We start from the raw sequence: 23,047 nt of genomic DNA, 5'->3' as shown, positions 1-23,047 counted from the left end.
TTCAAAGGTCTACATTGTTTGTCACTTTTTATTGTTTCAGCAACTTTTATATCATATCAGGTCTCTAGTTAAAAGTCAAGGGCTTTTATTTAAAAACTTTTTATAAAAAAACAAGTTAGCTTTTCTTTTTGTTCAAGCGACTTTATAAAAATACCACAAGTTTCAACATCCGTCAACAATTATTTTTAATTTTTTTCGAGATGTTTTTTCTCTTGGGAACAGATAATAATATAGCAATTTTAAAGCAATAATGCAACTATTTTTTGTATCTTTTTTATCTTTTTTTATTTTTCGAACGTTTAATTGTTTCTCTAAAATAACGTTCGATTTTAAAACAAAAATAACGCTACCTTCCCAAGATAAAAAATTTAATTTTCGTATAAAAAAACAGTTGAGAATTTACTCAACTGTTTTCTCTTCTAACATTGGGATAAAAATTCTGAAGATTGTCCCTTTCCCGACTGCACTTTCCACAGAAATATTTCCTTTATAGCTCTCTAAAAGTTTATGCGCAATTGATAAACCTAAACCATTTCCGCCTTTTGTCCGAGCACGTGCCTTATCTACACGATAAAATCGGTTGAAGACTTTATCAATATCTTCATCTGGTATCCCTTCACCAAAATCTTGAATCGCAATTTCAAATTTATTCAACGTTGAAGAAACAGAAATATGAACTTCTTTTCTATCTGTAGAATATTTTACTGCATTATCTAAAATAATGATCAAAATTTGTTCTAAGTGATTTCGATAGATTTTTAGTGTCTTTTCACTATCGAGGTCATCGTCCAAAGTGAAAGTAAACTCAGGATATAAAATTTTGAAATTATTGAATACTTGGTAGGTTACTTCCTTAGCCTTCGCAGTTTCATTACCATAATAAACATCTACCTGTTCTGCGCGCGATAAATCCAGCATTTCTTGTACTAAACTCTTCATTCGGACAAGCTCTTGTAAGCTCGCCTGGATCGATTCGTCTAAAATTTCTGGATCATCTTTCCCCCAACGGTTCAACATGTTTAAGTGCCCTTCTATGACTGCTACAGGAGTTCGTAACTCATGCGAAACATCTTCAACAAATTGTTCTTGCTGTTCAATATACATTCTTATACGGTCGATAACATCATTAAAAATGACTGCTAAATCTGATAACTCGTCATTCGTTGTAATTTCGGGTACATGAACTTCCGCCTGAGGATCTTTTCGGATGATTTCCATCGTATCTCGCAGTACTTTAACTGGTTTCAAAAAGTACGAAGACAAGATAAAGCCTAAAAAGCTACTTAACAACAGAGAAACAATTTCTAAAATGATTAATGTTAGCAATAACCTACTACGCATTTCATAAAAATCAGATAGTTCGTAAAAAATTTGAGCATACCCTATTTTTTCTCTCGTTTTTTTAGAATAGATTGGCTCAACTGATAAAAAACCACTTTTCTCATCTACAGTAACTATCGTAGGGCTTTTATGTTTCGTCTGGATCAAGGGTTGATATTCATTTTGGGTCTTAAATATCAATTTTTTATCCAAATTGTAAATATCTAGTGAAAGAGGACGTTGACCTAATTCTGAAATAAAATCGTCAATCCGCATCATATTCCCTTCGAGTGTCATATTTTGATCATACAATGCACTCTCCTGACCCGTAGACTCAGTCAATGTTCGATACGTATTCACTAATGTTAATTCTTCATCGGCATTCGACAAACGGGAAGTCACCTCAGAAATCGTCCGCTCAACATTTTTTCTTTCTTTCGTTACGATTAAATTCACTGAAGACTTATACGTAATAACTGCAAAGATAGTAAATACTACGAATATAAAGAAAGAACTTGTAAAGGCCCACTTAATGGTAAGCGAGGGCCCTTTCAGTTCTCTTTGTTTCTTTATGAATTTTCTCATGAGCGCATAACGTACCCAGTACCACGAACAGTTTGAATATAGCTGTCTTCGCCAGGCACATCGATTTTATTACGCAAGTAACGGATATATACATCTACTACGTTTGTTTCTACTTCAGTTTCATAACCCCATACTTTATTTAGTAAAACATCACGCGCTAACACGACGTTTACATTTTCCATAAGGGTCAATAGTAATTCATATTCACGTTTTGTTAATTCGATGATTTCATTGCCACGACGAACAACACGGTTTTCTTTTTCGATCGTTAAGTCGCGGTAAGTAATCGTTGTTTGTTTTGCAACGTTTTTATCGCCTTCAATATCAATTCGGCGAAGCAAGGCACGTAAACGAGCTAATAATTCTTCGATAGCAAATGGTTTGACGATATAATCATCAGCACCATGATCCAACCCTGAAACACGATCGATCACAGAATCACGTGCTGTCATCATGATAATTGGTGTATTTTTCACTTGACGAACACGACGACAAACTTCTAACCCGTTCAATTCAGGTAACATCAAGTCTAATAAGATGGCATCCCAATCGCTTTCAAGTGCTGCTTCAAGTCCGGTTCTGCCGTTATAATGAACTTCAGTATCATAGCCTTCATGTTTCAATTCTAATTCGACGAAACGAGCTAAGTTTTTCTCATCTTCAATGATCAGAATATTACTCATTTTTTTAGTTCCTTTCCTGGTTAAATTTCATTAAACCTATATTATTATAGGGCTAAAAACATTAAAAAGCTACATTTAATTGTATAGACCTATTATAATTAACATTTTTATTCTTCGTCATACCAGCTGTAATGATATGTTCCTTCTTTATCCGTGCGTTCATACGTATGTGCACCGAAGTAATCTCTTTGTGCTTGAATCAAGTTTGCTGGTAAACGTTCTGCACGATAAGAATCATAATAAGTAATAGCAGATGAGAATGTTGGTACAGGAACCCCTGCTTGAACAGCAATTGCTACTACTTCACGTACAGCTTGTTGATACTTAGCTGTCACTTCTTGGAAGTAGCTATCTAACATCAAGTTTGCTAAATCTGGATCTTTTTCGTATGCATCTGTAATCTTTTGTAAGAAACCTGCACGGATAATACAACCAGCTCGCCAAATTTTAGCAATTTCGCCAAATGGTAATGACCAACCAAATTCTTTTGAAGCAGCACGTAATTCAGAGAATCCTTGAGCATAACTCATGATTTTACTGAAATAAAGAGCTTCACGAATTTTTTCGATTAATTCTTTTTTGTCGCCATCATATTTATAAGGCGCTGGCCCTGTAAGTACTTTACTTGCTGCGACACGTTCTTCTTTATAAGCTGAGATAAAGCGGGCAAAAACTGATTCAGTAATCAATGGTAGTGGGACACCCAAATCTAATGCACTTTGAGAAGTCCATTTACCTGTTCCTTTATTACCAGCAGCATCTTTGATTACATCAACGATCGCATGATCCGTTCCTTCATCATCTTTACGCGTTAAAATATCTGCAGTGATTTCAATCAGGTAACTATCTAACTCGCCTTTATTCCACTCAGCAAATACTTCAGCCATTTCGTCGACAGAAAGGCCTAATAAACGATGCATTAAATCATAGGATTCAGCGATTAATTGCATATCTCCATATTCGATACCGTTATGGACCATTTTCACATAGTGTCCCGCTCCATTTGCTCCGATATAAGTTACACATGGTTCGCCATCTTCAGCTTTAGCAGCAATTTGTTCAAAAATTGGTGCAACTAGATCATAGGCTTCTTTTTGACCACCAGGCATCATTGAAGGACCTTCTAATGCGCCCTTTTCGCCACCTGAAACACCAGTCCCAATAAAGTTGATGCCTGAGTTAGCTAATTGCTCGTTACGACGGATCGTGTCTTTAAAGAATGTATTCCCACCATCGATTAAAACATCCCCTTTATCTAGATGAGGTAACAATGATTGGATCGTTGCATCAGTCGCTGGGCCAGCTTGGACCATCAACATAATACGACGAGGTGTTTCAATTGCTTGAACAAACTCTTCAATTGAAAAAGTTGCTTTCAAGTTACGTTCAGGATGTTCAGCGACTATTGCTTCTGTTTTTGAACCTGTTCTATTATACAAGGCTACAGAATATCCACAGCTTTCAATATTTAGGGCTAGATTTTTCCCCATTACTGCCATACCTACGACACCGAATTGTTGTTTTGACATAAGAATCCTCCTATTTCAAGTAAATAGCGATTGCCTTTTCGTCTAAAAGCAACCTCATCTACTTTACATGTACTATTCTATTATGCATATCTCTTCATCCAATAAATAGACAAAGAAACAATTTCTTGATCCGTCGCTGTTATGCAAAAGATCTTTAGAATGCATGATATATTTACCTTTCTCATTATATCCTAAGAAAGTAAGAATGGAAAATGAATTGTGTTTTTTCTAAGAAAAAAACCTCAAGACTCCATGGTTAGTCTTGAGGTTTTAGCTTCTCTATTAAAAAGTGCTTATGCTTCTTTAGACATAACATCTTTTCCATCGTAGTAGCCACAGTTGCCACATACGTGATGGCTCTTCTTCATTTCGCCACAGTTAGGACATTCGTTTAATCCTTTGATGGTTAATTTGTAGTGAGTACGACGTTTGTTCTTTTTAGCTTTTGATGTTTTTCTAGCTGGTACTGCCATTGGGTGTTACACCTCCTTATAAAATGAAGTATCATTACTGATACATTTTATTCCAATCTTACTCGTTATCCTCTGATTCATTGAACAATTCAGACAATTTTGCAAGACGAGGATCAATTGTTTCAGCAGATTCCTTTTTCTGCAAATATTCTTCTTCACTCACAACTACCCAATCGTTGCCTTTTGGTAAGTCTTTTGATTGAAGTTCTTCTTCAGAAAACACTTGCATCGGAATTGCTAATAATATGTTATCTTCGATAGAATCTGTTAAGTCGATCGTATCATTGTCTATGACAAGGATCTCTTCGTCTCGCTCATCTTCTAGAGAAGACCATTGCTCCCGTGTCATGAATACTTCATCTACTGATAGATCAAGTGGTAGATCAACTGGTTCCAAGGAACGTGCTGAAGGAACAGTTACAACAGTTTTCAAACGGTAATGTAAAATGTATTCATTTTTCCCAACGGACAAGATGCCTTCAACAGCAACAGGTGCTACTGCTAAAACTTCATTATCACGACGAGTTAACGTTTCATTTACATCAATCGTTTCTGAAAAATTTAATGCTTCTTCTTTATAGCGGCGTAATTCGCCAATCGACCATTTCATTATTCATCACCTCTAAGCAACAATCGCTATTATACAGGTGTAAAAAACCTTTGTCAATGAAATTTTCTTGACACCTATAAAAAACGCTCGTCTGCATTTATCTATTTTATTTAGCTTAAATACCCATAAAAAAAGCGAACCAATAAATTGGTCCGCTTCGCAACAGTCTATGATTTAGATAGCTGTTGTTTGTCCACGGTAAACAATGCCACGACGAGAGTCGACAGTCACTAATTCGCCATCAACAACAGTTGAAGTTGCGTCTTTTGCTCCAACGATTACTGGGATATCTTGAGCGATACCAACAACAGCAGCGTGTGAAGTTAATCCACCTTCTTCAACGATCAAAGCAGCAGCTTTTTCGATTGCAGGCATATATTCTTTGTCAGTTGTTGGAACAACTAGAACCATACCATCTTGAGCTTTTTTGATTGCTTCTTCAGCTGAGCTTGCAACAACTGCATGTGCAACGACTGAAGATTCGCCGATTCCTTGAGCTTCTAATAATTTAGAACCGATCATTTGAACTTTCATAACATTTGTAGTTCCACGTTCACCAACTGGTACACCAGCAGTGATTAGGATCAAGTCGCCTTCTTTAGCGAAACCTAATTCTACAGCTTTTTGAGCAGCTAAGTCGAACATTTCATCAGTTGTTGAAGGTTTTTCAGCAACTGTTGGGTATACGCCCCAGTTAACCATTAAGCTACGTTTTGTATGTTCGTCAAATGTTACAGCTAAGATATCAGCATCTGGACGGTATTTAGAGATCATACGTGCAGTGTGGCCTGATTCAGTAGCAGCAACGATTGTTTTAACACCTAAGTTTTTAGCAGCACGAGCTACAGATAAACCGATTGTTTCAGTTACATTTGTTTTGTCGAATTCGTTGATTTGGAATGAACCTAATTCGTTCAATGCAGCTTCAGCTTCCATATCAATACGAGCCATTGTGCCAACAGCTTCAACTGGGTATTTACCATTTGCAGATTCACCAGAAAGCATTGTAGCATCAGTGCCATCAAATACAGCATTGGCAACGTCAGATGCTTCTGCACGTGTTGGACGTGGATTTTCTTGCATTGATTCTAACATTTGAGTAGCTGTGATAACTGGTTTACCAGCAAAGTTACATTTTTTGATGATACGTTTTTGAACCATAGGTACTAGTTCAGGAGCGATTTCAACACCCATATCACCACGAGCAATCATGATACCATCAGAAACTTTGATGATTTCATCGATATTATCGATACCTTCTTGAGATTCGATTTTAGGGAAGATTTGAACATGAGTCATGTTCTTTTCTTCTAAGATTTCACGAATATCTAGAACGTCTTGTGCTTTACGTACAAAACTTGCAGCGATAAAGTTGATGTCGTTATCTAAACCAAAACGGATATCGTCAGCATCTTTTTCAGTGATACCAGGTAAGTTGATTGAGATACCAGGTGCATTAACACCTTTACGAGAACCTAACATACCAGCATTTTTAACTAACATGATCAATTCACGGTTAGCATCGTCTTTTTCAACGATTTCCATGTCGATAAGACCATCATCGAATAAGATGTGTCCGCCGATGTGCGCATCATCGAATAGACCTGGGTAAGTTACAGCGATTTTTTCTTTTGTTCCTTTATGTTCAGGATCCATTGAGATACGAGTTTTGTCGCCTACGTTGAATTCGATATATCCAGCACGACCGTAGTCAGCTTCAGTAGTATTTTGAACAGTAGTACGGATTTCAGCACCCTTTGTATCTAAAAGAATACCAACGTCTTTACCAGTTTTTTCTACTGCTTCACGAACCATTTGCATACGAGTTGATTGTTCTTCATGGTCTCCGTGAGAGAAGTTGAAACGGAAGACGTTAGCACCAGCTTCGATTAATTGAGAAATTGTTTCAACAGTATTACTGGCTGGTCCTAATGTACTAACGATCTTAGTTTTTTTCATTGCGTAAACGCTCCATTCTTGATTGTTTATAATATATAGTATTCACTATTATTAACGAGATTAAAATGAGATTTGGTTGTTTAAGTCATATAATGATAAATCAGGTTTGTGTTTGTTATTTTCTAACGTTTCAACGATATCTGAAGCAATAACTTCATTGTTTTCCATACCGATACACAATCCGCCTTTACCGTCTAACAATAAATCAACGGCATATGAACCGAATTTACTTGCTAATACACGGTCACGGGCACTTGGAGACCCACCACGAACAACGTGTCCTAGAACACTTACGCGTGTATGGAAATCGCCGTATTCAGCTAATTTATCAGCGAATTCATTTCCGCCCATAACACCTTCAGCTAAAATGATTAGGCAATGTTTTTTGCCACGATCACGGCCAGCTTGGATTTTTTTCGCGATTTTTTCAATATCAAAGTCGTGTTCAGGAATAACGATTTCGTCAGCCCCACCAGCAACACCAGACCATAAAGCGATATCGCCAGCATTACGACCCATTACTTCAATAACAAATGTACGGACATGTGAAGTTGCAGTATCACGGATACGGTCAACAGATTCAAGAACTGTGTTGATAGCAGTATCAAAACCTACAGTAAAATCAGTTCCTGGAATATCATTATCAATTGTTCCTGGGATACCTACAGCTGGATAGCCATGTTTAGTTAAGGCTAATGCACCATGATAAGAACCATCGCCACCGATAACAACTAAACCTTCAATACCGAATTTTTTTAATTGTTCGATCCCTTTTAATTGACCTTCTTCAGTAGCAAATTCTGGGTAACGAGCTGAATATAAGAAAGTTCCGCCTCGTTGGATTTTATCACCAACATCGGCAACATCTAAACGACGGATGTCTCCAGCAACTAGTCCGGCAAAACCATAATTAATACCATATACTTCCATGCCTTCAAAGATCGCTTTACGAACAACCGCACGAACAGCTGCGTTCATTCCTGGAGCGTCTCCTCCACTTGTTAAAATTCCAATGCGTTTCATTTTCTCACCTCATAAATATTATCAAAAACATACATTGCTTAATTCATGGTACATTCTACCAAAAAACATCCCAAAAGTCTTGGGATGTCCACGCTAAAAGCTTAGATTTTGAAAAAAGTTTTTGAAAGTTCCAAGAAATCATCTTATTACAACATTTTGTTCCCCTAATATGTCACGTAAAGCAGCTATTAAGGAGTCATTAACCCCTATCCAAAACTTTTTATCCAGCACAATCTTTCGCCGATCTTTTTCATAATAGATAATTACTGGTACATTTCCAGGTGATAATTGGATTCGATCGGCGATTTCACGTTCAGCAGTAGATGGATCCTTTTCAGCTTGAACACGTAAATACAATGTTTGAGCACTGATTGCTTCTTCTGCCGTTTGTGCCAACTGGATTTCTTCTACTAATAATTGGATTGTTTGATCATACCGACTGCGCTCGATTTTTCCTTGCACAACGTACACTTGTTCTATCGTTAATAAATTACGGACTCGGCGATATGTTTGAGGGAAGATCGTTAAAGAAATTTCACCACTTTGATCATTTCCCGTTAAGAAAGCCATCTGTTCGCCTTTTTTCGTCCGTATCTCGCGAATATCTTTTAAATAGAAGAGAATCTTTGCTTGGTTGCCTACAACTAATTCGGTAATTGCCTGAAGATCTTTTTGTTTCAATAATTTAGGATAATTTTCTGTCGGATGCCCCGATACATAAAGTCCTAAATACTGCTCTTCGTAATCGAGCCGTTCCGCCAATGAAAAATCAGCGCTCCCTCGCTCTTTGAGGCTCATGACATCTAGCAGTGACATACTTCCACCACTATATTGAACATTTTGAATCTTACCTTCCAAACCATCTGCTAATTCTCGACGGTTCGGATGCAATTCATCAAAGGCGCCTACCAAAATCAATGGTGCTAAATACTCATTTTTCAGCCACCGTGATTCAATGCGTAATAAAAATTGATCCAAAGACTGAAATAGGCCCTGTTCTTTGCGGACAGTAACAATATCATTGACAAAGTCTCTACGCATGCCTTTGATTGCATCTAAGCCAAAACGAATTACGTTTTTTTCTACTAATGTAAAGCTGTAGCCACTTCGATTGATGTCCGGAGCCAATAACTTGACTCCTGCTCGATTAGCTTCAGCAATATATTCTCTTAGTTTTTTAGGGTCATTGCGAACTGATTGCATCAATGCCGTGTATAAAGCGCCCGGATAGTGAACTTTCAAATAGGCCAATTGATAGGCTACAAACGTATACGCTACTGCATGTGATCGATTGAAACCATAGTTAGCAAAGCGCTCGATGTAGTCGTATACCTCTTCAGCACTTTTTTTACTATGTCCGCGAGCTAAGGCCCCTTCAACAAAATGTCTTCTTTCTTCATCTAAAAGTGCTTTTTTCTTTTTGCTAACTGCGCGGCGTAAAATATCGGCCTGGCCCAAACTAAAACCAGCCATCTCAGCCGCTACTTGCATAATCTGTTCTTGATACACAATAATACCGTAGGTTGGTGCTAAGATTGCCTCCACGGAAGAATCCGGATAAATCACTTTCTCTTTTCCGTTTCTTCGAGCAATAAAGTGATCGATATTTTGCATCGGGCCTGGACGGTAAAGTGCATTGACAGCAATGATATCTTCTATTGTTGTTGGATGAAGTTTTCGTAGGACATTTCGGATGCCCGCCGATTCAAATTGAAAGACCCCACTCGTTTCGCCTCTTTGAAATAACGCTAATGTTTCTGGATCATCTAATGGGATCTCTTTTAAGATCAGTTCTTCTTTATATACACGATGAATATTTTGTAACGTATTATCTATAATTGACAAATTTCTCAACCCAAGAAAATCCATCTTTAATAGTCCGATTGTTTCGACATCTGTCATTGTAAACTGGGTCAATAAAATATCTTCTGAACCATTTTGTAGTGGGACAATGGTCATCAAGTCAACATCACTGATTATGATTCCCCCGGCATGAGTCGAGACATGACGCGGCAGACCTTCTAAATTTAAAGCTGTTTCAAACAATAATTTGCTCCGTTCATCATAAGCCACTAGTTGTTTCAATGAGTCGGATTTTTCATAAGCTGCTTTCAATGTGATCTTTAACTGATTCGGAATCGCTTTTGACCAGCGATTGGCTTCACTTTGAGACAAGCCAAAGACTCGACCGACATCACGAAGCACCATTTTAGCGGCCATTGTTCCAAAGGTAGCAATTTGAGAAACATGAAAGTGTCCATATTTCTCATGCACATAATGTAAAACTTGATTACGACGATTATCGGGAATATCTAAATCAATATCGGGCATACTATTTCGTTCAGGGTTTAAAAAACGTTCAAACAATAAATTATAGGCGATGGGGTCTACATCAGTAATATTAAGCACATAAGCAACTAACGAGCCCGCTGCCGAACCTCGACCAGCGCCTGAAACTATTTTACTGCGGTGAACATAGTCCATCACATCCCAAACAATCAAAAAATAGTCATCGAATCCCATCTGATGGATAATTTCCAATTCCCGTTCCAATCGTTGACGATATAACGCTGTGACTTCAGATACACGCTCGGGTAATTTTTCCCAACAAAGTTCTTGTAAATAATCTTTAGCATCTTGTGGGGTTGGCACTGGATAATGTGGTAATAATTTTTGATGCAATGGTAGCTCAAAATAGCAGCTGTCAATAAATCTTTCGGCATTTTCTAAAGCTTCCTGATCGTCAAAACGTTCGATCAACGCTTGCATATCAATCAAATAATTTTCTCCGGATTGAGCTCTCAATTCTTCTCGTGGAATCTGTGTTCCAGCTTGAATATGATTCATCACACTGATTGAGAAAGCCTGCGATTTTTCTAAGTAAGCTACTTCATGCAAAGCGACTCTGGAAAAGCCTATTGGTAAATCACTTAGGTTCGTCGCCGGTGTGATGCCCAAATAAAAATTTTTGGGGAACAGTTCTTGAAATTCATTTATAAGAAGATCAAGCGATTCGCTTATCGAATCAACAGGTAAAACAATCATCAAGTCTTCTTGGTTGATTTGATAATCCCCAATTTTTCTTGGTTTTTCTGACATCATCCGAGTACTCGATAAGCGCATGAGTTCTTGATAACCCGCTAAATTTTTTGCATAAAGTAATACCGTTTCAGTCGATTCAGTTGAATAAAAATCTAATTCTAATCCGATGATCGCTGTTAGTTGATTTTTTTGACACGCCTGGAAAAATTCTACCGCACCGTATAATACATTTTTATCTGTAATAGCAATTGCTGAATATCCGCGAGCTTTAGCTGTTTCTACATAATCCTTAATTGTTAACGTGCTATTTAATAATGAATAGGAAGTTTTCGTATAAAGTTGTGGTAGTTGCATAGGGTCCTCCTACTTCGTCTATCTATCAATATTTTTTATTTAATACGCATTCCGTTCTGTCATTCATTTTACTTTCAGTTAATGTAAAGAGAACTTAGACTTTTCTTTACATTTTCAAAAAAAATGCTAAACTAAACCTAAATGTTACTGTGAAAAGAGGTGCTCTTGATGAAATATCTAGTCACACTATTTTGGGCTTTCGCAATTGGCCAAGTCGTTTGCTATCTAGGCGGTGCCTTGCAAAGTGGATCTTATAATTTTGAACTGTCTACTATCATTTCACTCGTTGTTGGCGTGATCGCAATTATTGCTGCGCGTTTCGTTTCACCCAAAAAAGTAAAAGCATAAATAAAACCAGTTACTTAATTGTAACTGGTTTTTTATATATTTCAAATTAATCGCAAAACTTTTATAATTTTCCGTCTAACCAGCATTTTTAATACCTAAATCAGCAAGCAAAAGGTGCTGAAAAATTTTTTCATGCCCTACTGCTGTTACTAAAAACACACTTTTTTCTTAGATCTTTGTTTTAGTCACAAGTAATTTACGGAAATTAAAGAAACTTAAAATGATGTTGCCGAGCACACAAAGGCTGGTCACCAAAAATACCGAGGGATAACCCATTGAATGCGCCACTGTTGAGCCAAGCATTGGCCCGATAACTTGTCCAAAATTATTGAACATTTGATTATAACTAAAAATACGGCTAACACCTTCTGGTGGACTGATTTTGCTGATCAACGTATTGATCGATGGCATCAATGCCCCAGTCGAAAAGCCGAGGAAGAAACGCAATACACCTAATTGAAAAGGTGTTCGAACAAATGCCATGGGGATAAAACAAAAGAAGGAAAGAATCAAACCGGCCAGTAAGACTTTATGATTTCCAATCCGATCCCCGATTTTTCCTAAGGCAGGAGAAGACATGATTGCGGATACTCCAGCTACCGAAACAATCAAGCCGCTGATAAATAAAGTATTGCTACTCGACCCGTTCAAATCTCGAATGTATAAAGTTAAAATAGGACTGATGCTGGTAGCTCCTAATTGTAAAATCAACGAACTAATAAACAATCCAATAAGGATCGGCATATGATCAATTCGCTGACGTAGTTCACTCATACTAACAATATCTGCTTTTTCAATCGGTTTAAAATCTTCTTTGACCATAAAAATAGTTAAAACTGTACAAATCAACAAAATAATACCTGTAATAATAAAGACATTTCGCAAGCCAAACCATTGCGCTAACATCCCACCGATCAATGGTCCAATCAAGTTTCCGGCCACTGCACCAGTAGCTAACGTCCCCAACGCCCAACCGCTTTTTTCTTTTGGGGCCTGTGAAGCAATCAATGCTGTTGCATTAGGAATATATCCTGATAATACTCCTGTCATAAAACGCATGATCAACAACCAATAAACATTGGGAACAAAGGCTAATGAACCCATCGTTATTGTCATCCCCGCGGCTGCGCGGACCATCATCAAGCGGCGACCTTTGCGATCCGCTAGATTCCCCCATAAAGGAGAGACAATCGCTGCAGCAAATGCCGTAACTGAGATCGCTAATCCTGAAAACAAATCAACCTGAGATTTCGCAGTTCCCAATTGCTCAATATACACAGGTAAAAATGGCATTACCAAACTAAAACTTGCCCCGGTAAAAAAACACCCAATCCAAGAAATAAATAAATTTCTACGCCAATGGATTTTCATCTTCTATTTTTCACTTCCTAGCCATTAATTAGTTCTATACTATAACAGAACGAAAAAAAAAGAAACGTATCTTCCTCTAGCTAGCGCTTAGATATTCATTAATATTCTTATTTATAAACGCTCTGCAGTTGCGTTTTTTGATGAGTATGCTAGACTTAAACAAATCGAAATGAGGATTTTGATCCATGTTTTTTACTGTGGAGCACTTTTTAGCATGATTATCCTATTCGAAATCGATTCCTTATTCACAGAAGGGAGATCCTATGAAAAAATTAATTGCACTTGATTTAGATGGGACAACATTAAATCCCGAATCAAAAATTACCGATAAAACGGCTAAAATATTGCAACGCGCGATCGCTGATGGCCACTCTGTTGTCATCGCTACTGGTCGTCCTTATCGAATGAGCAAGAATTTTTATGAACAATTACAATTAACGACACCTATGATCAATTTCAATGGCGCACTTGTCCACTTGCCGGAACAACACTGGATTGGCGAACAAGAGACTTCTTTCAATCGAAAAATCGTTTTTGACTTGATGGCTGAAAAGAAAAATTTAAAATTAGATTTTATCGCAGCTGAAAATCGCGAAACTTTTTTTATTGATGACTTGAACTTCTTTGACAAACACTTTTTCGCTAGCGATTTCGCTACTGCTGAAAATCTATTGACTATGAATACCTTACGAACAAATCCAACTTCCGTGTTACTTCGTAGCCAACCTGAAAATGTCGGCAGTGTTTCTGAAGAATTAAAACAACAATTCGGACATGAAGTAGAAGTCAATACTTGGGGCGGACCTAATCCTATCTTAGAAGTCGTGGCTAAAGGAATCCAAAAAGCACACGGTCTAAAGCGCGTGATTGACACACTTGACTTTCAACAAGATGATATCGTAGCCTTTGGTGATGAACACAATGATGTCGATATGCTAAAATTTGCCGGTTGGGGTGTGGCCATGGCGAATGGGACCGATCAATTAAAATCCGTAGCCAATGCGATTACTGAAAAAACAAATGCTGAAGATGGTATGGCCGATTATTTAGCCAAATATCTAGACTTATAAAAAGCTGAGACGCAGAATGAAGGATTCTGTATCCCAGCTTTTTTAGTTTACAACCGAATAGGCATCGATCGTTTTTCCCTCTGAGTCTTTTAATACTAACCACCCATTCGTTCCGGCGAAGTAAAGAAAGATTCCGACTTCATTTACACTTTTTAAAATGATATCTTCCACCGTCACATAATCTTTGATTTTATTCCCATGATCCGAACGTAACTTTTCAGTTAGCCGAGCACTAAAACCCACTGAGCCATCTTTGTTCAATGGGATTTCTTGAGCTAATATTGCTCCAGATTTAATTCGTAGTTCATTGCGTTTTTGCCAAATAACTTCTGCTCGTGCCCCTTTATAATCAATATAAAAAGGAATTTCACTAAGTGCTTTAGACCATCGGTGTTGGGCTTTTGTAGGTTTAGCTTTTATTTTTTCATTTTCATAACCAAAAGTCTTTAAAACCTCAAATAAGGTTGCTTGATATTTTTGGGCTATAGAAAATTGATTGCTAGCAACTTTCTGTACTTCAAATAATGGTGACACCTCGATGCCTTTTTCAATCCAAGCATCCAACATTAATTGAGCTAGATTCTTTAATTCTACCTCCCACCCTAGTTGAACTTCTGCTATACTATCGGCTATCTTTAAGCTTTGTTTATCGATTGCTTTATCAAAGGAGAGCGCCATTGGTTTCCGCCCACTATAATAGATCAAAAGGGCTTTCTTATCGGCTGAATCTATTTTATCTAATTGCTGATAAAGAATCACTGAGCCCTCATCTTCAAGTGAAATCACCGTTTTATTTCGAGTGATTTTCACAGTTAAATCGATCATGACTTTCACCTCTTTTGCTTGATTTATTGTTTCTTTATTATAGCAAAGCTTGTCCTCTTTTACGTGGTAGTTGTCCTAGCTGCTCTGATTAATCTAATACTTTCTTGAAGAAAAAATAATCGCAAGTTTCTACAGGTACATCTGTGATTTTGCCAAAAGTTTTAAAGCCATTCTTTTCATAAAATTTAGGTGCTTCAAAAGAAAAAGTTTCTAAATGAATCACTTTGCATTTTTCCCTTTTAGCAATAGTTTCCATTGCGTCTAACAAACGTTTTCCTTGCCCCCTTCCTCTCAATTGCTCATCGACCCAAAAGAAATCAATGTGCATGATGTTCCAAAAACAATGCGCAGTGATCCCTCCTAATAAAATGTCTTCTTCATCTAACAGATAGCACCCAAAAGTACTTTCAGGTAATGTATCAATCGTTGGGGGCAAACTGTTGTTTCCATAATCAATGATTTTTTCTTTGATTAATTCTTGCATCGCTATTGTATTATTTTCAATTAACTCCATAATATCCTCCTTGTTTCTTAGTCACTTCCTATTTTTAAGTATAACAAAAAGAACCTCATCCATGATGAGGTTCTTTTTTGAACTTAGGCGTTATCCAGCTGTTTGTTTTTTTGATACTTGGGAATAAATCAAGCCAACCACGAAACCAACAACGGCTGGCAAGATCCAACCCATTCCGATCGAGAAGAATGGTAAATAATTACCAACAAAAGTTAACAACGAAGCAATGACTGGAATATCTAAAATGCCTTGCGGACAAGCTGCCAATCCATCAAAAATCGCAGCAAGTAAGGTAAAGGCGGTCGTTGTTTGATAAACAATCTTACGGTGTTTAAACAATGGGCTTAAGATCGCTAATAAGATCAAGGTCATAGCCAATGGATAAACAAACATCAAAACAGGTAATGAGATCTCAATAATTTTAGTCAATCCAACATTTGCAAACAAACAAGGTAAAACACTTGCGATAATAATAAAGAACTGGTAGCTCCGACTTGGGAACAACTCAACAAATGTTTCTGAAAAGGCGGTAATTAAACCGATCGCAGTTTTTAAACACGCGGAGATAACGATCAATGCTAACAAAACACTTCCGACAGTTCCTAAATAGTAATTAGAAATTTGAGCCAAAGCAATCCCACCATTGTCACTGATACCAAATTTGCCTAAACTCATCACGCCTAGATACGCTAGTAACGTATAGATGATCCCCATTAATACGACACTGATCGCGCCAGACTTGATAGTATCCTTTGCAATTTGATTTGGTTTTTCTATCCCCATCGAACGGATCGTTGTAACGATAATAATCCCAAAAGCTAAAGAAGCCAGTGCATCTAACGTATTATAACCTTCCGTAAACCCTTTGATAAAAGCATGTGTTTGGTAGGCCGGCTGTACGGCTGCACTACTGATTGTCCCCATCGGACGAGTAAAACCAAGAAATAGAACAATCCCTAATAGGACTAAAAAGATTGGATTTAAAAATTTTCCTACATAATCTAAAATTTTCGTCGGTTTACGTGAAAATAAAAAAGCCACTAAGAAAAATAAAATACTAAAAATAGCTAAAACTAACGGCTGATTCTTTTCATTTAAAAACGGTGCGATTCCAACTTCAAAAGAAGTAGTTGCTAAACGCGGCAAAGCAAAAAATGGTCCAATAACCAAATAAATCAAAATCGTGAAAATATAGGCATACGTTCGATTGATTCTTTGCGCTAAGTCAAAGACTCCTTTACTTTGAGAAACACCGATAGCTACGACACCTAAAAATGGTAACCCAATCCCGGTAACTAAAAAACCTAAGTTGGCTAAGAAAACATGTCCACCTGCAAGTTGTCCCATATTGACAGGGAATATTAAGTTACCTGCTCCAAAAAATAATCCAAAGAGCATCGAACCTACATAGATGTACTGTTTCAATGAAAGCTTTTTTTCCATATAATCCCCTACTAACTATAAATTTATGATTTCCTGGTTAATTGTACATAAAAATCTAATCTTTGACAAAACTTTTTTTAACTTAGACATTAATAAAAGCACATTTATCCTGAAAAAATAGTTTTGTTAGACCTTCTCAACATTTTTTGCAGCATTTAGGATTTAAAACAAAAAAAGTTGATGATCTGCTACAAATGGTTTGTAACAAATCATCAACTTTTTTAGTTAAGATAAAAGGAAGGTACGGGACTTGAACCCGTGCACCACATTACTGCGGCTCGCCGGATTTCGAGAATAGAAGAAAAGACCGATTTTAAGCGTTTTCCACTTTCTTTCAGTTTTTTTTCTTGTCTACTTATGACTTATGGACGCTTCTAGCAACCTTAAAGGATATTCAAAAAGGTATTCATTTTTTTGATTTGATAAATTCTATTACTCGTCAATATGCTATACTTCATAATGGATTATTAAAGAAAGGAGAGTCTTATGATTACATTAATTATTCCCTGTTTTAACGAAGAAGAAACTATTCCTATCTATTTTGAGGAAATGGAGAAAGTTAAAATGGAAGTTAATCATGACTTCGAGTACATTTTTATTAATGATGGTTCAAAGGATAAAACATTGGATATCCTACGTAAATTAGCTGTAAAGCATCCTTTTGTTCGTTATATTTCTTTTTCACGTAACTTCGGAAAAGAAGCGGCTTTATATGCTGGACTCCAATCCTCTAAAGGAGAGTTAATCACAGTAATGGATGTAGACCTTCAAGATCCGCCTGAACTATTGCCACAAATGATCGAGATGATTGAAACATCTGATATTGACTGCGTTGGCACAAGGCGTGCTGATCGGAAAGGAGAACCCCCAATACGCAGCTTTTTCGCCAAAAAATTCTATCAATTAATCAATCGTATTAGCAATACTGAAATGGTTGATGGCGCTCGTGATTATCGTTTAATGACTCGCCAGATGGTAGATTCAATTCTTGAATTAACGGAGTATAATCGTTTTTCAAAGGGTTTGTTTAGTTGGGTTGGTTTTAAAACAGAGTATCTTTCATTTGAAAACCGTGAACGATCAGCTGGAGAAACGTCTTGGTCATTTTGGAAGCTTTTTAATTACTCAATTGACGGAATTGTTAATTTTTCTGATGCCCCATTGAATATTGCTTCATTTATCGGTGCCTTTTCATGTGTAGCTTCTGGAATTGCAATGATTTTTATTATTATTAGAGCGCTTATTTTTGGCGATCCTACTTCAGGCTGGCCATCACTAGTCACAATTATTCTTTTTATCGGTGGTGCGCAACTACTGGCATTAGGAATTATTGGGAAATATATTGGAAAGATATTTTTAGAAACAAAAAAACGTCCTATATATATAGTGAAAGAAACAGAACATAATAACATTTTTGGCGGAGGGAAAAATGAATAAAAGTAAATTATCCTTTTTTAAAAGACACGAAAAAATTATAGTTATCAGTATTGTGGGTTTTGCTTTTTTACTTTTTAATCTTTATATGCCTACAAATAGGTCTGATGATATAAATTATCTCACACGTGTTAATAGTATGGGGTATATCGGTGCTTCGATTGATCACTATAAAAATTGGAGTTCAAGAATTATTATCGAGGTCTTTTTAATGTTTTTTTCAAAACACTTTTTGCTATGGAAATTTGCAAATACTTTTATGATGCTAATAACACTTCTATTGTTATGTAAATATACTTTTAAAAAAATTAGTATCAAAAATTTTCTTATGGTATTTTCTATTTACTGTATGATTCCTCTTACAGTAATGGGGGAATCGGGTTGGCGCGCAACAACTTTAAATTATCAATGGCCCGTAACTTTTAGTTTGATTGCTTTTTACCCTTTTTACCAATTATTGAATAAACAAAAAATTGACATAAAAATTTATTATTTATGTATTCCCTTATTAATTTTCGGTGCAAATCAAGAACAAGTTAATATCTGCTATTTTGTTTTAACTACCTTACTCTCTTTTTATTTGGTATTAAATAATTGTTACAATATTAAAGTATTGCCCTTATCATTAATTAGCTTTATCGAACTAGTATTTTCTCTTACTACTCCTGGCAATTCAGTTAGAAGTGTACAAGAAGTAAGTCGTTGGTTTCCTCAGTATGAAAATTTTTCTTTAGTTAATAAAATTGATTTAGGAATTTCATCATTTGGGAAACCATTCTTTTTAGATATAAATATAGTCTTTTTACTTCTTTTTTTTCTAGTATCAATTATTGTATACTTTAAAATCCAAAATTACTATCTACGGTTGGTTTCATCGTTACCGCTATTTTTTAATTTAATTATTTACTTTGGGAATACTATGAAGCAAGGATTTTTGAATGTGTCGGGTAATTTTAGAGCAATGATTTGGAGCTCAAATAATATTGATAATGTTTTTACTAAAATGGGAACAAAATTATCATTTCTTTATCCTGGTACTTGGATAGCTACTTTACTAATTATTGGGCTTCTTATTTGTTTACTTGTAGGTATATACCTAGCCTTTGACAATAAGAAAAAAGCGATATTTACATGCCTTTTACTATTGATGGGAGCCTTTTCAAGGATAATTATGGGATTTTCTCCTACTATTTGGGCTTCTGGTATGCGAACTTACTATATACTTTTTGTAGTTTCGACAATTATTATATTGCTTCTTTTCGAAGAATGGATTAAAATTTTAGCGCCTAAAAAAATTGAATTTATTCAATTCTCCATGACTTTATTAGGTATATGTACTTTTATACTGACTATATTAAATAAATGATAAAAAATAAGCCCCTACTGCATAGTAGAGGGCTGTTTGTTACTTGATATCATGATATGCCAACGAGCCTCATAGAAGTCTTGATGGCCTCCACTAATATTACCTTTTGCATCATTTGTTGTACGTGTCATAACAATGACTGATTTTCCGCTAAATTGTTTAGCGTTGAAATCGACATCATAACCAACGTTGCCAGTTGCATTGTAAGCACCATTCACATCTGGCCGTGCTACGCCAGGTGCTTTTTGACGTGCTAATTCCTTGCCAGTTGTGCGATCAATAATAAATACATATTGATATTTGTAATTCGCTACATGACATCCACGAGCCTTCAACGTATTTCCAATTCGTCCCCATTGATCCACGTGACCATGATCGTTGCCACTATCCATTACAGAATAGCCAAAACCAGCCGTTGTTGGATCAACTGGCTTAGATGGAATTGGCATTGGGTTAGTAGTTGGATTGTCCGCTTCAGAACCGTCAATACCGTATTTCACATCATGAGAAAATTGTGCTTGGGATACGCCTTGGCTAGCTAAATAGACGTGCGGGTCGGTATGATCGCCCCACCAGTTTGTTGAGACATATTGATGACTGATTACACCTTTTCCATTTACAGGGCTATCCATCGTAAGCGGAATGTTGAAACGTTTTGCGCTGTCACGAATTAATTCGATATACAGTTTTGCTTAAACAAAACAGCGTTCGGCGTTGCTTGCAGTTGCTTGCAGTTCAATTTGGACGGGCGAATTAGCGTTAGCGTATGATCCTGCACCATATTGAACATAACCTGGTTCACCCACTTGATACACAATCCCATCACCGACAACATACGCTGTATATGCGTTCTGCCAGTTATTCCACATGTAAGTTGCTTCATTTCAACCTGTCGCTGAAGCGTTCGCTGTATCATACGCAACTATATAATTCGGGCTGACAAGTTGAGAGCTTACTTGATTAGCTCCTAAATTAAATTCGTTGTTGACTGTGTGCGCAAAAGCCTGTGTTGGTAACAAAAAAGAGCTGCAATAACTCCAATCAAAACTTTTTTCTTCATAAATTACCTCCTAATTTTTTATAAAAAAATAACCCTCAAGTTTGAGAGCTATCATCTACCGTTGTTAATTTGTTATACGTACGATTCGAAACGCCTAATAGTGATCTAATATAAACCTCAATCGCATTGGTTACTAAAACCGCTGTATCGGTGTAGTAACCAATTTAGTCCTTTACCAACGCTATTAATCATAACGTCCGTAGCTGGAATAAAGAAAACGGCGATCCATTTTAACTTGTCGAATGTTTCATTTTGCATCTTACAAATTCCTTTCTTTATAAAGAGTTTCAATTTGTTCTGAGTGCTCAATTAAACGAACATTGTGCTTATCTAATCGCTCATCATGAATGCTAGTACGATCTTCTTTACTAGCTTGTAAATCACGATTTAATAAATCTAAGCTATGAGTCATTTTAGTTAGATTTTCAGTAATCTTGGTAAAACTACTCATGATTGGCCGTATAACAGTCACAACAGCAACGCCAATAACCGTAAACCATTCAATCCATTTCACTAACACCCACACATTTAACACATATATTCCGCCTTCCCGTCAAAAAAAACATGCTTTCCAGCATGCTAATAAGCAAATTTTCTATTAGTTGATTGTTCAAATCCTCTAAAATTATTGTAAACCCGTATAAACTTCAATGGTTTTGAACTTCTTCATTCAATACATCCTAGTAAGTGTAAGTTAAATCATTCCCTCGACCAAAACCTAATCGGTTAACGGTTCGATTTTTAGTATCAAATTCTGGAATACAGCCTGTATCATCGGTAACTTTACCCACATTCTCAGCTACTCGAACATAAGCGCAGTCCATCACCGTAGAAGTATATCCTCCTAATTGATCAGAGAAATATAAATATTTCTTATGTCTGTGACCTCCAAACAGTCCAATAAAGTTACTCTGAGTTCTGCTTGAGTAGTTTACAGTAACTGAAGCATTGAAGTCTGTAGCATTAAAAGTAAAGGTTCCTGACGTCTTATTCAAGAATGCTTTAATGATAGACTTAAGTACCTCAATGTTGGTAATAGGATCGATCGGATTAGCATCTCCCACTAAGGGGACATGACTAAACATAGCCACATGATAATCATTTGTTAGAGTACCTAAAGCTTGTTTAGCAATCCAGTTTAGTTGCTGGTTCTGAATACCAAAGTTGAATTGATCAATATAAAGGTTATTCAATTAATGAAGCACTCAAAAAAACGGCACAAAAATAGCGTGGTAAAAACCACGCCTAGGCTTGATATGAAAGGAAGGTACGGGACTTGAACCCGTGCACCACATTACTGCGGCTCGCCGGATTTCGAGTCCGGTGCATTACCACTCTGCCAACCTTCCGCACCATTTATCTTACCTTTTTTGATCTAAATGTCAAGATTTTATAGTGAATCTAAAACAGAGGTGTCCTCTTCTTCTAACAGATCTTTAATTGAACGATTGATCAAATGCACGATTTCATCTTGTGTTGGTTCAATGATCCCTGAGGACATCAAGGTAGCAATTCCTGTCACAACGATCCAAGTACCAACATGTAACGCATTGATCCTTTTTTCAGGCAATTGACTGTACTTGTGATGCTCGGTTATCAACTGATGGAAATAGTTATAAGAGAAATCATGCATTTTTTTCCCGCCACCATATTCTTGAACGAATAGAGCATTGTATAAATTACTTTGTTCTTTCGCAAAGTAAATATAATTCAGGCCTAAATCAACAATTGAATCGCCGGTACGAACTTCTGGGAAAATATCATAATACAAGTGATTACAAATTTCATCTAGCAAGGTATTTTTTAGATCGCTCATGTTTTTAAATTCTAAATAAATCGGTTGGGTACTGATCCCCATTTTCTTAGCGATGTTGCGGGCGGTAAATCCAGAAAAACCTTCATTTTCAACAACTTCATACGCAGCTTTTAGAATCTGATCTTTTGTATATACTTTTCTTCTCATTTTTATTCCTCCCAGAATGTTATTATTTTTATCGTCATTTTATTTTAATCAAAAAAGGATTAGTTTTGCAACCCT

General features: G+C 36.5%; 20 protein-coding genes, 1 tRNA gene and 1 pseudogene. 4 read left to right on the top strand and 18 right to left on the bottom strand.

What is annotated here, in order from left to right; all coding sequences use genetic code 11:
* Positions 1 to 399: 399 nt before the first annotated feature.
* The 8 genes from RV04_RS11520 to dnaE all read right to left on the bottom strand — a co-directional run bounded on the left by RV04_RS11520 (position 400) and on the right by dnaE (position 11,578).
* Positions 400 to 1,905 carry a HAMP domain-containing sensor histidine kinase gene (locus tag RV04_RS11520; RefSeq protein ID WP_071858616.1) on the bottom strand — a complete coding sequence of 502 codons (1,506 nt, stop codon included), beginning with the start codon at positions 1,903 to 1,905 and terminating at the stop codon, positions 400 to 402.
* Positions 1,902 to 2,588: a response regulator transcription factor gene (locus RV04_RS11515; RefSeq protein ID WP_010740068.1), complete on the bottom strand. Its 687-nt coding sequence runs from the start codon at positions 2,586 to 2,588 to the stop codon at positions 1,902 to 1,904. The genes RV04_RS11520 and RV04_RS11515 overlap by 4 nt, the downstream gene beginning before the upstream one ends.
* Before the next feature lie 107 nt (positions 2,589 to 2,695).
* Positions 2,696 to 4,117, bottom strand: coding sequence for an NADP-dependent phosphogluconate dehydrogenase (gene gndA / locus RV04_RS11510; protein ID WP_071858615.1), 1,422 nt, complete (start codon positions 4,115 to 4,117; stop codon positions 2,696 to 2,698).
* A gap of 293 nt (positions 4,118 to 4,410) precedes the next feature.
* Positions 4,411 to 4,590 carry a 50S ribosomal protein L32 gene (gene rpmF / locus RV04_RS11505; RefSeq protein ID WP_071858614.1) on the bottom strand — a complete coding sequence of 60 codons (180 nt, stop codon included), beginning with the start codon at positions 4,588 to 4,590 and terminating at the stop codon, positions 4,411 to 4,413.
* A 58-nt stretch (positions 4,591 to 4,648) separates the two neighbouring features.
* Complete coding sequence (locus tag RV04_RS11500; protein ID WP_071858613.1) at positions 4,649 to 5,200, bottom strand: YceD family protein; 552 nt, start codon at positions 5,198 to 5,200, stop codon at positions 4,649 to 4,651.
* Positions 5,201 to 5,374: 174 nt separating this feature from the next.
* Positions 5,375 to 7,159, bottom strand: coding sequence for a pyruvate kinase (pyk, locus tag RV04_RS11495; RefSeq protein WP_071858612.1), 1,785 nt, complete (start codon positions 7,157 to 7,159; stop codon positions 5,375 to 5,377).
* Between the two features lie 60 nt (positions 7,160 to 7,219).
* Positions 7,220 to 8,182 carry a 6-phosphofructokinase gene (gene pfkA / locus RV04_RS11490; RefSeq protein ID WP_071858611.1) on the bottom strand — a complete coding sequence of 321 codons (963 nt, stop codon included), beginning with the start codon at positions 8,180 to 8,182 and terminating at the stop codon, positions 7,220 to 7,222.
* Between the two features lie 138 nt (positions 8,183 to 8,320).
* Positions 8,321 to 11,578, bottom strand: a complete 3,258-nt coding sequence (gene dnaE, locus RV04_RS11485) for a DNA polymerase III subunit alpha (protein ID WP_071858610.1) — start codon at positions 11,576 to 11,578, stop codon at positions 8,321 to 8,323.
* 168 nt (positions 11,579 to 11,746) lie between these two features.
* Here dnaE and RV04_RS11480 point away from each other — a divergent pair, with 168 nt between their 5' ends.
* Positions 11,747 to 11,926: a YjzD family protein gene (locus RV04_RS11480; RefSeq protein WP_071858609.1), complete on the top strand. Its 180-nt coding sequence runs from the start codon at positions 11,747 to 11,749 to the stop codon at positions 11,924 to 11,926.
* 168 nt (positions 11,927 to 12,094) lie between these two features.
* Here RV04_RS11480 and RV04_RS11475 read toward each other — a convergent pair whose 3' ends face one another.
* Positions 12,095 to 13,297: a multidrug efflux MFS transporter gene (locus RV04_RS11475; protein WP_071858608.1), complete on the bottom strand. Its 1,203-nt coding sequence runs from the start codon at positions 13,295 to 13,297 to the stop codon at positions 12,095 to 12,097.
* Between the two features lie 263 nt (positions 13,298 to 13,560).
* Between RV04_RS11475 and RV04_RS11470 the strand changes: the two genes are divergently transcribed.
* Positions 13,561 to 14,367 (top strand): Cof-type HAD-IIB family hydrolase, encoded by an 807-nt coding sequence (locus tag RV04_RS11470; RefSeq protein WP_071858607.1) that lies wholly within the window; start codon positions 13,561 to 13,563, stop codon positions 14,365 to 14,367.
* A gap of 42 nt (positions 14,368 to 14,409) precedes the next feature.
* Here RV04_RS11470 and RV04_RS11465 read toward each other — a convergent pair whose 3' ends face one another.
* The 3 genes from RV04_RS11465 to brnQ form a co-directional block, all read right to left on the bottom strand.
* Entirely contained in the window at positions 14,410 to 15,192 is a 783-nt protein-coding gene (locus RV04_RS11465) for a hypothetical protein (protein WP_071858606.1), read from the bottom strand.
* Between the two features lie 88 nt (positions 15,193 to 15,280).
* Positions 15,281 to 15,706 carry a GNAT family N-acetyltransferase gene (locus RV04_RS11460; protein WP_071858605.1) on the bottom strand — a complete coding sequence of 142 codons (426 nt, stop codon included), beginning with the start codon at positions 15,704 to 15,706 and terminating at the stop codon, positions 15,281 to 15,283.
* Positions 15,707 to 15,796: 90 nt separating this feature from the next.
* Positions 15,797 to 17,149 (bottom strand): branched-chain amino acid transport system II carrier protein, encoded by a 1,353-nt coding sequence (gene brnQ / locus RV04_RS11455; protein ID WP_071858604.1) that lies wholly within the window; start codon positions 17,147 to 17,149, stop codon positions 15,797 to 15,799.
* Between the two features lie 486 nt (positions 17,150 to 17,635).
* Between brnQ and RV04_RS11450 the strand changes: the two genes are divergently transcribed.
* The gene (locus RV04_RS11450; protein ID WP_071858603.1) at positions 17,636 to 18,586 is read left to right on the top strand and encodes a glycosyltransferase family 2 protein; all 951 of its coding nucleotides are present in this window, start codon (positions 17,636 to 17,638) and stop codon (positions 18,584 to 18,586) included.
* The gene (locus RV04_RS11445; RefSeq protein WP_084405634.1) at positions 18,579 to 19,949 is read left to right on the top strand and encodes a DUF6056 family protein; all 1,371 of its coding nucleotides are present in this window, start codon (positions 18,579 to 18,581) and stop codon (positions 19,947 to 19,949) included. The genes RV04_RS11450 and RV04_RS11445 overlap by 8 nt, the downstream gene beginning before the upstream one ends.
* A 14-nt stretch (positions 19,950 to 19,963) precedes the next feature.
* Here the strand turns inward: RV04_RS11445 and RV04_RS13570 are convergent.
* From RV04_RS13570 to RV04_RS11415, 6 genes and pseudogenes are all read right to left on the bottom strand, one after another.
* Positions 19,964 to 21,009, bottom strand: a pseudogene (locus RV04_RS13570) (N-acetylmuramoyl-L-alanine amidase).
* Positions 21,010 to 21,126: 117 nt separating this feature from the next.
* Positions 21,127 to 21,267 carry a phage holin gene (locus RV04_RS13690; RefSeq protein ID WP_084405631.1) on the bottom strand — a complete coding sequence of 47 codons (141 nt, stop codon included), beginning with the start codon at positions 21,265 to 21,267 and terminating at the stop codon, positions 21,127 to 21,129.
* Between the two features lies 1 nt (position 21,268).
* Positions 21,269 to 21,544 carry a hypothetical protein gene (locus RV04_RS11430; protein ID WP_071858602.1) on the bottom strand — a complete coding sequence of 92 codons (276 nt, stop codon included), beginning with the start codon at positions 21,542 to 21,544 and terminating at the stop codon, positions 21,269 to 21,271.
* A gap of 145 nt (positions 21,545 to 21,689) precedes the next feature.
* Positions 21,690 to 22,202 (bottom strand): hypothetical protein, encoded by a 513-nt coding sequence (locus RV04_RS11425; RefSeq protein ID WP_071858601.1) that lies wholly within the window; start codon positions 22,200 to 22,202, stop codon positions 21,690 to 21,692.
* 68 nt (positions 22,203 to 22,270) lie between these two features.
* Positions 22,271 to 22,358, bottom strand: a tRNA-Ser gene (locus tag RV04_RS11420).
* Between the two features lie 41 nt (positions 22,359 to 22,399).
* The gene (locus RV04_RS11415; RefSeq protein ID WP_071858600.1) at positions 22,400 to 22,972 is read right to left on the bottom strand and encodes a TetR/AcrR family transcriptional regulator; all 573 of its coding nucleotides are present in this window, start codon (positions 22,970 to 22,972) and stop codon (positions 22,400 to 22,402) included.
* Between the last annotated feature and the right edge of the window lie 75 nt (positions 22,973 to 23,047).

The sequence above is a fragment of the Enterococcus hermanniensis genome, from assembly GCF_001885945.1.
Taxonomy (GTDB): domain Bacteria; phylum Bacillota; class Bacilli; order Lactobacillales; family Enterococcaceae; genus Enterococcus_A; species Enterococcus_A hermanniensis.
Note: the sequence above shows the minus strand (reverse complement) of the source record. Positions and strands in the feature narration are given on the sequence as shown.

Excerpts from the sequence above, each read along its gene's own strand:
- RV04_RS11520 (WP_071858616.1), bottom strand. The coding sequence starts at position 1,905 with ATGAGAAAATTCATAAAGAAACAAAGAGAACTGAAAGGGCCCTCGCTT.
- RV04_RS11515 (WP_010740068.1), bottom strand. The coding sequence starts at position 2,588 with ATGAGTAATATTCTGATCATTGAAGATGAGAAAAACTTAGCTCGTTTC.
- gndA (WP_071858615.1), bottom strand. The coding sequence starts at position 4,117 with ATGTCAAAACAACAATTCGGTGTCGTAGGTATGGCAGTAATGGGGAAA.
- rpmF (WP_071858614.1), bottom strand. The coding sequence starts at position 4,590 with ATGGCAGTACCAGCTAGAAAAACATCAAAAGCTAAAAAGAACAAACGT.
- RV04_RS11500 (WP_071858613.1), bottom strand. The coding sequence starts at position 5,200 with ATGAAATGGTCGATTGGCGAATTACGCCGCTATAAAGAAGAAGCATTA.
- pyk (WP_071858612.1), bottom strand. The coding sequence starts at position 7,159 with ATGAAAAAAACTAAGATCGTTAGTACATTAGGACCAGCCAGTAATACT.
- pfkA (WP_071858611.1), bottom strand. The coding sequence starts at position 8,182 with ATGAAACGCATTGGAATTTTAACAAGTGGAGGAGACGCTCCAGGAATG.
- dnaE (WP_071858610.1), bottom strand. The coding sequence starts at position 11,578 with ATGCAACTACCACAACTTTATACGAAAACTTCCTATTCATTATTAAAT.
- RV04_RS11480 (WP_071858609.1), top strand. The coding sequence starts at position 11,747 with ATGAAATATCTAGTCACACTATTTTGGGCTTTCGCAATTGGCCAAGTC.
- RV04_RS11475 (WP_071858608.1), bottom strand. The coding sequence starts at position 13,297 with ATGAAAATCCATTGGCGTAGAAATTTATTTATTTCTTGGATTGGGTGT.
- RV04_RS11470 (WP_071858607.1), top strand. The coding sequence starts at position 13,561 with ATGAAAAAATTAATTGCACTTGATTTAGATGGGACAACATTAAATCCC.
- RV04_RS11465 (WP_071858606.1), bottom strand. The coding sequence starts at position 15,192 with ATGATCGATTTAACTGTGAAAATCACTCGAAATAAAACGGTGATTTCA.
- RV04_RS11460 (WP_071858605.1), bottom strand. The coding sequence starts at position 15,706 with ATGGAGTTAATTGAAAATAATACAATAGCGATGCAAGAATTAATCAAA.
- brnQ (WP_071858604.1), bottom strand. The coding sequence starts at position 17,149 with ATGGAAAAAAAGCTTTCATTGAAACAGTACATCTATGTAGGTTCGATG.
- RV04_RS11450 (WP_071858603.1), top strand. The coding sequence starts at position 17,636 with ATGATTACATTAATTATTCCCTGTTTTAACGAAGAAGAAACTATTCCT.
- RV04_RS11445 (WP_084405634.1), top strand. The coding sequence starts at position 18,579 with ATGAATAAAAGTAAATTATCCTTTTTTAAAAGACACGAAAAAATTATA.
- RV04_RS13690 (WP_084405631.1), bottom strand. The coding sequence starts at position 21,267 with ATGCAAAATGAAACATTCGACAAGTTAAAATGGATCGCCGTTTTCTTT.
- RV04_RS11415 (WP_071858600.1), bottom strand. The coding sequence starts at position 22,972 with ATGAGAAGAAAAGTATATACAAAAGATCAGATTCTAAAAGCTGCGTAT.